Source organism: Pseudomonas sp. B6002 (genome assembly GCF_013385985.1).
Lineage (GTDB): Bacteria > Pseudomonadota > Gammaproteobacteria > Pseudomonadales > Pseudomonadaceae > Aquipseudomonas.
On record NZ_JACAOY010000028.1, the window covers coordinates 93,038 to 103,690 of the forward strand.

A 10,653-nucleotide genomic window follows, 5' to 3' on the forward strand; every position below is an offset into this window, starting at 1 on the left:
CTAATGCTGCGGAGAAGCTCCATGCAAAACAAAGTCGATGTCGCCGTGATGATCGGCAGTGGCGTACCTGAAACCCTGCGTGCGCTGGGCCAGAAAGCTTGCTGGGTGGTGCTGCTGAATGGGGAGCAGCGCGGCACGGCGTTCGCCAGCCGTGAAGAAGCGCAGGAATGCCAGGCTGCCTGGCAAGCGCTGTTGCGCCTGGAACAATCAGACAGCCTGCATTGAGCAGCCTTATTGAGGTTGGTGCAGGCGCTGGTTCAACTCGTCCACGGGAATCGCCCATTCAGCGTCTTCGCGCAACTCTTCTTTCAGGAACTGCGCTTGCTGGGGCGTCCAGAAGGGCGCGTCGATCAGCTTCACGTCTTCAGGCAGCGGGTGCGCGACAATGAAGGCGTCAATCGCCTCGGGCGTAGAGTCCAGGCCCAGTTGTTCGAACAGTGTTTCCAGCGTGGGTAGTGGCGCATCCATATCGATCTCCCTGCAAGGTGATGGTCGTTGTGCATGGGAGGCCTGCCGCGCTTCAGAGTTCTATCGGATTATCAGGAATTGAGTGCGCCGCAATCCACCGCAGCCTTCAACGCCTTTGCGGCTTCCTTGGCCGCGATGGCCGCGGCGTCGACGGTTTTGAACCAGCGATCTTTTTCGACCTGGTGCGTGGTGACCGTGGTCAGCGGTGGCTTGGCGCGCATGATAATGACTGCCTGAAACTCACCGTCTACTTCCCTGGCATCGCCATGGATGAAAAATTCGCCAATATCAAATTCCGTCACGTATAGCCTTCCCTTCAAGGTAACTGCACTGATGAAACTTGACCCGCTAGGGACAAACTTCAATGGACGGGCCAGTATGGCAGTTGTTGGCGGGCGAGGGCGCAGTAAACTCACCCAGCTGATGAAACGACTGCGCCGTAAGGGGCGTGCAGGATCGCTTCAAGCTTTTTGGCCAGTTCACAGGCTTTGTCGTGATTGCTGCGAAAGCCTTTGACCCGGCCACTGGTGACTTCACGGATATGGAAAAAATTCCTGCCGGCAGGAATGACTTGGTAAAGGACTGAATCCGGATACCCGTCATGGCCGTGCAGGCGGTAATATGGGCTCTCGTCCTGGCAAGATGAACGAGTAGTGGAATAGAGTGTATCGTGTCGAGGGTGTTGCATGGCCAGCTCCCGTTGATCGATCTTGTTGACCCACCAGCAGCGTTTCGGGTGGTTTTGACCCGTGTTGCTGTTTTAGTATTGTTGGCGGCAGCCTTGGTCGAGTTCCAAGCCAGATCGTTACATTTGTTTAGGCTGTCGGAAAACTGCATTTTTAATTGGGTTATTCTCTGAAGTTGGCCGACCCGTGTTCTCTGGTCGTTGAACCTGTGATCTCCTGTGGTGCCGGATGACCTTGCAAAGGGTCCATCGCGTACGTCTGTACTAGTCTTACGGCGCAGCAGCAGGCTCTACTTCAGCTTTTTTACAAATGCGTTGTGTGATCGAGCCGTAACGGCCTTTTTTTGTGCTGCCCGCTCAGGCGGTCAGCGCTCTTTTCGATGTGGGGGCGTTTCCTTGGCAGTCAGTAATCTGGATATGCACGCGTTATTCGTGCTGGGTGATTTGCGCGCAAAGTTGGTCAAGCAGTTCCAATCACGTTTTGTTTACATCACTGAACAGACGCCGGAAGGCATCTATATCGCTGAGATCGATACCGAAACAGCGATGGTCGTGGATGACAAGCCACGCCTGGAACTCAAGGTAGGCGATCACTTTCGTGCGGCGGTATTGCCCAGTCGCGAAGGTGGCAAGTTCGAACTGAAGTTCCGCGATATCAAGTTGACCGTGTATGGCCTGGGCGATTACGCCTTTGTGTCCTCTGCCGAAGGGCAGGGCATCGTGTTCAAGGAAGGCCACAGTGTGATGCTGGTATTCGCCGCCAACGAACAATTGCAGGAAGGGCTGACCAAGACCCTCAAGGCCGTGACCGGCAAGGCCGCCAAGTGGCGCAAGGGCGAGCTGGTGACCTTCAAGGCCAGCGAGTAGTCCATAAACACCGCGTGTACCGTTCTCTCCCGGAACCTCTACTACAGTTGAGTTGACTTAACTATTCAGAGGCTTCGCGCATAGGCAGCAAAGCCATCCGCTATTGGCTGCGACATCGCGAGGTGCAAAGGCATGAAAGGATTGAGAACGCTGTTGGCTGCATCGCTGACCACACTGGGCCTGTCGATGGCTGCGTCGCCTGTGACCGCTGCCGAGGCGCCGGTGCATTTCGCCGACCTGAACTGGGAAAGCGGCAGCCTCATCACTGAGGTGCTGAGGTTTATCGTGGAGAAGGGCTATGACCTGCCCACCGATACCTTGCCCGGCACCACCATCACCCTGGAAACCGCCCTCGCCAAGAATGACATCCAGGTGATCGGCGAAGAGTGGGCTGGCCGCAGCCCCGTGTGGATCAAGGCCGAAGCCGAAGGTAAGGTGGTGGGCCTGGGCGATACGGTCAAAGGCGCGACCGAAGGTTGGTGGGTGCCGGAGTACGTGGTCAAGGGTGATCCCGCCAAAGGCCTCAAGCCCCTGGCGCCCGACCTCAAGCGCGTGCAGGACCTGGCGCGCTACAAGGACGTGTTCAAGGACCCCGAGTCCCCTGGCAAAGGGCGCTTTCTCAACAGCCCCATCGGCTGGACTTCGGAAGTGGTCAACGCCCAGAAGCTCAAGGCCTATGGCCTGGACGACAGCTATGTGAATTTTCGCAGCGGTTCGGGCGCAGCCTTGGATGCCGAAATCGCCTCGTCGATTCGTCGTGGCAAGCCGGTGCTGTTCTACTACTGGTCACCGACTCCCCTGATGGGCCGCTTCAAGCTGATCCAGCTGGAAGAGCCACCGTTTGATGCCGATGCCTGGAAGACGCTCACCGATGCAGACAACCCCAACCCGAGGCCGACGCGTTCGTTGGCGTCCAAGCTGAGCATTGGTGTGTCGACGCCGTTTCAGAAGGAACATCCGCAGATCGCCGAGTTTTTTACCAAGGTTCAGTTTCCCATCGGGCCGTTGAATAAAGCGTTGGCCGCGATGAGCGAAAATCACACACCGCCGCGGGATGTCGCCCAGGTGTTTCTCAAGGAGCATCCCGAGGTGTGGAAGGCGTGGTTGACTGAGGATGTGGCGCAGAAGGTGGAAGCAAGTTTGAAGTAATTGCAGGTATTACCACCCAGTGGAGCTCCAACTGTGGGAGCTGGCTTGCCTGCGATGGCGGTGAGTCAGGCAACAAATTTGTTACCTGACATACCGCCATCGCGGGCAAGCCCGGCTTCCACATTGACCGGGTGGTATGTTTTAGAACTTGGTTTGCACGGCCAATTCAAAGGTCCTCGGCGACCCCAGGTAATACGCCGGCGACACATGGGCAAACTCGGCATACACCTCGTTGGTCAGGTTGCGCACGCGCCCGGTCACCGAAGTGTGCGAGTCCACCTTGTAGCGCAGGAATGTCCCGAACAACGTGTAGGCCGGCACCGTCTGTGTGTTGGCATTGTCTGCATACACCTGCGCCACATACCTCGCATCCACACCCCCTTGCCAGTCCTCGGCAAAGTCATAAGTCAGCCACAGGTTGCCCACCTGCTTGGGCACATTGGTCGGCGTATTGCCTTTGCGCGAGACCACGGCGCCGCTGGCGATTTTCTCGTTGAAGTCATCGTATTCGGCGTCGACCCAGGCGAAGTTGCCTTCGGCCAATAGCCTCGGGGTGATGCGCAGCGAGCTGGCCAACTCAATGCCCTTGGACGATTGCGCGCCCACCGGAATGCTGTTGGTCGGGTCCAGTGGGTCGGTGACAGCAAAGTCCTTTCGCTCGATCTTGTAGGCGGCAACGGTGGCCGAACCACGACCGTCCAGGTAGTCGAACTTGCTGCCCACTTCCCACTGTTTTCCCGTCGAGACGTCGAACACTTGCGTGGTGGTGTTCGGCTGTTCGGCGGCGGTGCTGTATTGCACATACACATTGGCCGTCGGGATGAATTGGTAGGTCAGGCCCACGCGGCCGGTTACCGGTTCCCAACTGCGGGTGAAGTGCCGTGGGTTGGTTGCGGTTACGGTTCGGTGATTGGTCACATCCAGGTCGATGGCGTCGTAGCGCAGGCCGGTGAGCAGGGAGAGTTTATCGGTCAGGCCCAGGCGATTTTCCACGAACAGCGCACGGGTGGTGACCTCGTTGGTCTTGTCGCTGACAAAGCCCGGCTTGGTGCCCGGGATGTCATAGAAGTGCCCCGGGTTGTAATTGTTCGGGTCCACCGTGCTGTTGCCCGGTACGTTGAGCGGGTTGTTGGTGGTGCTGTTGACCTTGTATTCAAAGCCACCGGACCAGGTGGTCGACAGCCCGAACAGGCTGCTGTCGTGACGCAGTTCGAACTGGTTGCCGTTCTGCTCGCCCTGATGGCGCACCTGGTAGGCGGTGGAGCGGTTCACCGCGCTGTTGTCGGCGTTGTACTGGTAGGTTTCCAGGTTGCGGTAGTCGCGCTGGCTGTCCAGGTGATACAGGGTGTTCTTCAGGGTGGTGCTGTCGTTGATCCGGTAATCGATGATCGAACGCGCCCAGATAGTGCGTTGTTCGTAACGGCCATCGGCGACGTTGTAGTTGTTGAAGCGGTTATGCCGGTCGATCTTCAGCTCGCCGGCCTTGGGGTTGAGTACCGGCGTGCCCCAGTAGGGGCTGTCTTCGTGCTCGTCCTGGTATTCCAGGGCCAGGGTATGGGACAGGTCGGGGGTCAAGTCACTGAGCAGGGAAAACGCCACGCTCCAGGCATCACGCTGATCGCGATCAATGTAGCTGTGGTTGGTGTTGCGGCTTACATCCAGGCGCGCGTAGTGCTGCACCTCGGCGCCCGGTTCGGTCAGGGCATGATTGACGCCGAAGGCCATGCCGGCCGTGTCGTAGCTGCCATAGGTGAGTTGGCCCTCGGCAGCTTGCTCTTCACGGGTGGCCAGTTTGGTCACGTAGTTCAGCGAGCCGCCCACAGAGCCGGCGCCGTTGATCAGCGAGGACGGGCCGCCGACCAGTTCGACGCGGTCGTAGATCCACGCATCCACCGGACGTGCCAGGCCGGTGGCGACGTTGATGCCGTTGAACATCTGGGTGATCTGGCTGCTGGTAAAGCCACGGTATGACACGAACCCGCCAAACCCCGGCGGCGCACTCGCGTTGACGCCGGGCAGGGTGTTGGCCGCATCGCGGAAGGTCTTGGCGCCATGGCGCTCGATGTCATTTCGATTGGCGATAGCCACTGACGCTGGGGTTTCCCGCACGCTCAATCCGAGGCGCGACGCCATGCCGCTGGATTGATCCAGGGTCAGGCCGGGTTCGGTGGCTTGATCGCCATCAATGGTCGTGGGGGCCAACTCGATGGCCACGGCGCAAACAGGCAGGCAGCCGAACAGGCCCGCCAACAGGGGGAGATGTTTCATGGTTGAATCCTGAAAAACTTGGCTTGAAAACAACGCACAGCCGGCCGTAATCCCCAACGGGAACGGTGGTCAGTGCTGATCAGAAAGCGAAGGTGTCAGGCAAAAACAGGCGGCGCGCGCGGGTGAGCCGTGGGCCAGGTGAAGCGGGCAGGGATGTCGGCAGCCACAACCACCGCAGGTGGTGGCGCGTGGGGTTGTGGCAGCACCGCCACATTGAGGCTGGTATTGAGCGCCGGGCCCATTCCACCCGATGAACACAGCGGGCAACCGAACGCCTTCGACAACGTCGGCAGGTTCTCGTCGGTCGAGTTCTTTTGTACCGGCGCCTGGGTGCGCGGGTCCACCGTACAGAACTGCCCGCCGATGCCATTGAGCTGCATCCCCAGCATCTGCCCATGACCAATACTGCACGCGAACACATTGAACAGGACGCAGCAATAGAGCATCCAGGCAATGAGCGGGCGGTCGGCACGGGCGATTTTCATGGGGCGGCACTTTACCATCAGCGGCCGACGAAATGCCTACAAAAAATCTCAGGCCGACTATCCTCATTCGCACGTTTTCAGGGAGAGCCAGCCATGAGCTTTGTCATTGCACGATGGATCGTCGGGATTTTCACCTGCATCAGCATGGTGCACCTGTATTGGGCCGCAGGCGGCAAACTCGGCAGCCTGGCTGCCATCCCCCAGTTGCCCGGCGAATTCGCCCGAGGGCCACGGCCAGCGTTCAAGCCTTCGGCGTTGGGCACCTTTCTGGTGGCGATGGGGCTGGTGGCGATAGCGCTATTGGTGTGCCTGCGCGCTGGATTGTATTTCTCGGCGGTGTCCCATGGCGCGTTGCAGTGGGGGATCAGCGCGATAGCCGTGATCATGTTTGCCAGGGCGATCGGGGATTCGGAGCTGGTGGGGTTTTTCAAGAAGGTGAGTGGGTCCAGGTTTGCGAAGTTGGATACGTATTTTTATTCGCCGTTGTGTTTGGTGTTGGGGGTGGGGTTGTTGGTGGTGGCGTGGGGGTGAGGCTCAGGTGTTTGTGGGGTAGAGGCGGATTCTTGATGCCGTCACCTCAACAAAGCCGACTTTTTGAGTGAGTGGTTCGTCAAGTTCGATAAGGATTATTGAGTCGCCGAATTTTAGCGCGGTGTACTCGCCGTCTTCATCTTGGATAAGTTCAGCGGTTATGTATGTGACTTTGTTTTCGACCGTGATGGAGGGAGTCTTTCGGGATGAGGGCATGAGGTTTTTCCCCAATGAGAAGACTTCCTCTAGGTCGAACTCTACATCCAGTTCATCGCCGATCTTGGGTGTGATGCCCATCCATGTGCCTGTGCCACTTCCGGCAGGCGAGTGGAAGCTCACGGATAGACCGTCGTCGGCCGGTATTGCTGCAGTGATTAGTATGTTCACTTTAGTTCTTCGATAGTTGAGCGCTCTAAAAGTGTTGTTCGTGGTTTTTAATTGGTTTGAAAATTTGGATATCATGTTTTTTATGGTGACCCTTTCGCGATTAACCTGGCTTAAAACGTCTAAGGTGTTTTTAGAGTAATTAAGTAAGTAACGTGGCTATAAAACTTATAGCGTCGAAAAATCGATGTGGCCTCTAAATGATATGCAAGCTATCCAGCTGAGATTTTTTTGAGTGATAAAGGTGTGCTGAGGTAATTGCGAAAATATTTCGACTGCTAGAGCCAGGTTTTTGACGTCTATTGAATAGGCGTTGTCAGCAGTGTCCCCGATTATAAGAATATCGTCATTGCTGGCCGAAATTATTTTTTCCACAAGCGAGTTTTGCGCTTCTGGTGATTCCATTGTTCCGAGATAGGTGCTTCCTTTTAAGGAGTTCCATGCGATCTGGATTCCGGAAAAAGGGAGGCTGCTGATTGCATTTATTAATAGGTCGCATTCGGCCTCAGTCAATATAATAAGTTCTGTATTGTGGTTTTGGAAGTCCTTAATAACTTCTTCGTCGAAATAATTCATTGTAAAATCTCGTCGCTGATTAGATTGTTTTTTTAAGTGGTCCGGCGATTGTGAGTTTGTTCGTAGTCCTTTGAGCGATTTTTGATTTTGTGGTTTGATGGTTCGAATGATGATGCTTTGAGGTGGTTGTAAAATGGATGTTGTAGGGGGCTAAAAGAAGAAAAATAGCCCTGTATGGTTGTGTATTGCTAAGGTATTTAAACTTATTATTTTGTTTATGATGTCTGAGTTGGTAGCTGTCTTTCGTGCCTCTAAGATGCTTAGTGTCTTTTTGAGATCTTCAGGCGTGTCGATTTTTTCATCTTCGTATTCATCGATTATTTTGCCAAGCGAAGTATTTATAGTGTCTATTGCGCCGGATTTTAAGAGTCGATAATATTCTTCGGAGGTGAGGTTGATTGTTTCGAGTAATGAGTCAGGGCAGGAGTCTGTATCCAATAAGTGCATGGCTTTCGAGGTGAGTGGGACGCAGATTGTCTTCATGTTTTTTTGTTGGCGCAGCAGATTTGTTGTATTTGCTTTTTTTTTTGCCTGTTTTTCAGTTCTGGTTGTGAATGTGGCTTAAGTAGTGCTAGGTAATCAGGTGGTCGTCTTGTTAGAAGGGTTCGGTGAGTTGTGAAAAGTTAAATTGCACATTTTTGTGGTGAGCGCGCTCTGGCGAATATGAAATATTGGTCCTGTAATGCTCGGTCTAGGCAAAGCTCACGCAGTCATGATCGTCCATGTAGATCAAGAACGAAAGCTTTTTATCGGTTATCCAAAAAGGATATCCAGTAGTTTCCGACAAGATGTTCTCGATGTGTTCTGCTTTTTCAATCGCCCATGCCCTGTACGCAGTGTCGACGACAATGAGGATCAACTGATCGTTGTATATGCGTTTTGAGACCTCTTGCCAAAATTTAGGATTATATTCGGCGTGTTTGATTTTTAGGCTGTTTGGGTCTAGATATTGAGCGCCTCCAAAAAAAATTTTGCAAAGGGACGTGATCAACGTCTTCAGTTCATCGGTGTTGAACTTTGTATTTTTAATTTGTAGATTTTCTAAGGTTTCATCGATTTCTGTTTCTAGATAACTCATTTGGGGGCTCCAATTCGGGATCGGCTGACGGGAACTAGTGTCAGCAATATATGCCCTCTTGTAGTTCCGCCTGTTCGGCGCTTACCTGCTGCCTGGTATCCAATGTGAGGTGTGCGAGGGCCATTTGTACTGTGAGCTAGTGCTGGGTCGTCTATGTTTACTTCAGCGCCTTTATTTGGTCCTTCCGAAACACGCCATTCAGTCGGGAAAGATTTTCCATATTGGTCTTTTCCCCATTTAGTTACTTCAAATTCTTCCTTGGCTGCGCCTGTTCTTTGCATTGCTTCTTTAACCCCTCGGTGCATTTGCTCGTAGGCGTTACCCATTTCATGACGTCTATCAATATCTACGTCTGGATTGAATATCCACCTAGTGCCCGCTACAGGGTTTGGGCAATCATACGGAGCACATGCCAATCCTAGTGGATCCACCCACCCCGTAGGATTCGGCACGTACCGGTACGCATTGATCCCACCCGCCAGCTTCACCGGATCGGGCGTCAGGTAACGACCAATATGCGGATTGTAGTAGCGATGCCGGTTGTAGTGCAGCCCGCTTTCCTGATCGAAGTATTGGCCCTGAAAGCGCAGCGGGTTGTCGATTTTTCCGACGTCCAGACGGCTGATTTCGCCATAGGCGCGGTAGTGGGCGGACCAGACGATTTCACCGTTGGGGGCGGTCAACTCCTGTGGTGTTCCAAGGTGATCCAGTTGGTAGTGGAAGGGCTTGGTTTGTTTGGGGCCGAAGCCTTCCAGCAAAGCCAGCGGCCTGAAGCTACCGGGTTCGTAGAGGTAGCTGCGATGCCGGTCCTTGTGATGCTCGGCAATCAGCTTGTCGCCTTGCCAAAAGAACTCGGTCGTTATTGCATCAACGGTTTTGCTGATCCGCCGCCCAAACGGATCGTATCGATAGCTGGCGGTCTGCCCGTTGGGTTGGGTGATGCCAATCAGCCGATGCTGGCAGTCGTAGCGGTACTCGGTGACGAGCAGGTGACCTTTGCCACGCCGCTCACGGATCAGATTGCCAAAAGCGTCATAGTCGTAATGCCTATCCCCCTGAATCATCAACCGATTGCCCGCGACGATGTCCGGGCCGGGGCGGTTTTGCATGAGCAGGTTGCCGGCCGGGTCGTGGGAGAAGCGTTCTTGCAGGTCTTGGGAGTGGTCGGCGCGGGTGAGGCAGTTCAGTGGGTCGTGGGCGTAGTCGTGTTGGCCCTTGCGGGTGTCGAGCAGGCGGGTGAGGTTGCCGGATTTGTCGTAGGTGTAGTGGCGTGCGTAGAGGTGGTGTTCCTGCTGGGTGACGGTGTGGGCGTGCAGGCGTTGTTGGTCGTCGTAGTGGTAGTGGCTGAGCAGTTGGCCTTGTTGGCGTTGGTGTTCCTGGCCGGCGTTGAACAGGTGGGAGGTGAGGACTTCGCCATTGAGTTCGATGGTGGCGAGGTGACCGCCCTTGGCATGATTAAAAACAAGACGGTTGTTGTCGGGCAGGCGCAGGTGCTGGAGTTGGCCGCAGGCGTCGTAGCCGTAGCGCAAGGTGCCCCAGCCCTGGTGTTCGGCGGTGAGGCGGTTTTGGCTGTCGTATTCGTAGGCCAGCGCCCAGTGACCGTCTTCGACACCGAGGAGGTTGCCTTGGCGGTCGTAGGTGTAGTCGACGGTTTTGCCGTCGGGGAGGGTTTTTCTTACGAGGCGCCCGGCAGGATCGCGCTGGTATTTAGTAACCAACTGACTGCCGTCGTCGCCGTGTTCGGTCTTTTCCTGCAGATTGCCGTTGAGGTCGTAGACGTAGGCCGTGCGCTGTCCATCGAACCCAACTTCCTGCTGGATCAGACCGTTTAGGTGGTAATCGAGTTTGTAGGTCTCGCCAACCTCGTTTTCGATCTCAGTCAGCAATAACCGCGCGTTGTCGTAGCGATACTTGACCTGGGTGCCATCCGCATTGATGCGCCGACTGATCAGATGCAGCCCATCCGCATACTCGTAGCGGGTAACGCGGCCTAACTCATCCCGCTCAGAAGTGATTTTTCCATAAGGGTTGTAGCTGTATTCCCTAAAAGATCCGCCCGGCAGAACTACCCGAATCAACCGCCCCACGCTGTCCCACTGATACTGGGTCAGCGCGCCATGCTCATCCTCCCGCGCCACCTGGCGGCCAAGGTCGTCATAGCG

General features: G+C 55.3%; 13 protein-coding genes. 4 read left to right on the forward strand and 9 right to left on the reverse strand.

What is annotated here, in order from left to right:
* Positions 1-21: 21 nt before the first annotated feature.
* On the forward strand, positions 22-225 hold the full coding sequence (locus HX792_RS27625; protein ID WP_176999053.1) for a hypothetical protein: 204 nt from the start codon (positions 22-24) through the stop codon (positions 223-225).
* A 6-nt stretch (positions 226-231) separates the two neighbouring features.
* Here the strand turns inward: HX792_RS27625 and HX792_RS27630 are convergent, their stop codons facing one another.
* From HX792_RS27630 to HX792_RS27640, 3 genes are all read right to left on the reverse strand, one after another.
* The gene (locus HX792_RS27630; RefSeq protein WP_176999054.1) at positions 232-468 is read right to left on the reverse strand and encodes a DUF2789 domain-containing protein; all 237 of its coding nucleotides are present in this window, start codon (positions 466-468) and stop codon (positions 232-234) included.
* A gap of 71 nt (positions 469-539) precedes the next feature.
* Positions 540-770, reverse strand: coding sequence for a hypothetical protein (locus HX792_RS27635; RefSeq protein WP_176999055.1), 231 nt, complete (start codon positions 768-770; stop codon positions 540-542).
* Positions 771-880: 110 nt separating this feature from the next.
* Positions 881-1,156: a hypothetical protein gene (locus HX792_RS27640; protein WP_176999056.1), complete on the reverse strand. Its 276-nt coding sequence runs from the start codon at positions 1,154-1,156 to the stop codon at positions 881-883.
* Positions 1,157-1,570: 414 nt separating this feature from the next.
* Between HX792_RS27640 and HX792_RS27645 the strand changes: the two genes are divergently transcribed.
* Positions 1,571-2,020 (forward strand): hypothetical protein, encoded by a 450-nt coding sequence (locus HX792_RS27645; protein WP_174244875.1) that lies wholly within the window; start codon positions 1,571-1,573, stop codon positions 2,018-2,020.
* A gap of 132 nt (positions 2,021-2,152) precedes the next feature.
* Positions 2,153-3,169: an ABC transporter substrate-binding protein gene (locus tag HX792_RS27650; protein WP_176999057.1), complete on the forward strand. Its 1,017-nt coding sequence runs from the start codon at positions 2,153-2,155 to the stop codon at positions 3,167-3,169.
* Between the two features lie 141 nt (positions 3,170-3,310).
* On the opposite strand, the gene HX792_RS27655 is transcribed toward HX792_RS27650, so the two are convergent.
* The gene (locus HX792_RS27655) at positions 3,311-5,437 is read right to left on the reverse strand and encodes a TonB-dependent siderophore receptor (protein WP_176999058.1); all 2,127 of its coding nucleotides are present in this window, start codon (positions 5,435-5,437) and stop codon (positions 3,311-3,313) included.
* Between the two features lie 95 nt (positions 5,438-5,532).
* On the reverse strand, positions 5,533-5,922 hold the full coding sequence (locus tag HX792_RS27660) for a DUF2946 domain-containing protein (RefSeq protein WP_176999059.1): 390 nt from the start codon (positions 5,920-5,922) through the stop codon (positions 5,533-5,535).
* Positions 5,923-6,015: 93 nt separating this feature from the next.
* Between HX792_RS27660 and HX792_RS27665 the strand changes: the two genes are divergently transcribed.
* Positions 6,016-6,453 (forward strand): DUF3995 domain-containing protein, encoded by a 438-nt coding sequence (locus HX792_RS27665; protein WP_176999060.1) that lies wholly within the window; start codon positions 6,016-6,018, stop codon positions 6,451-6,453.
* A gap of 3 nt (positions 6,454-6,456) precedes the next feature.
* Here the strand turns inward: HX792_RS27665 and HX792_RS27670 are convergent, their stop codons facing one another.
* From HX792_RS27670 to HX792_RS27685, 4 genes are all read right to left on the reverse strand, one after another.
* Positions 6,457-6,840: a hypothetical protein gene (locus tag HX792_RS27670; RefSeq protein WP_176999061.1), complete on the reverse strand. Its 384-nt coding sequence runs from the start codon at positions 6,838-6,840 to the stop codon at positions 6,457-6,459.
* Positions 6,841-7,005: 165 nt separating this feature from the next.
* Entirely contained in the window at positions 7,006-7,413 is a 408-nt protein-coding gene (locus tag HX792_RS27675) for a hypothetical protein (protein WP_176999062.1), read from the reverse strand.
* A 691-nt stretch (positions 7,414-8,104) separates the two neighbouring features.
* On the reverse strand, positions 8,105-8,491 hold the full coding sequence (locus HX792_RS27680; RefSeq protein WP_176999063.1) for a hypothetical protein: 387 nt from the start codon (positions 8,489-8,491) through the stop codon (positions 8,105-8,107).
* A partial coding sequence (locus HX792_RS27685; protein WP_176999064.1) for an RHS repeat-associated core domain-containing protein occupies positions 8,488-10,653 on the reverse strand: 2,166 nt, incomplete at its 5' end. The genes HX792_RS27680 and HX792_RS27685, both read right to left, overlap by 4 nt.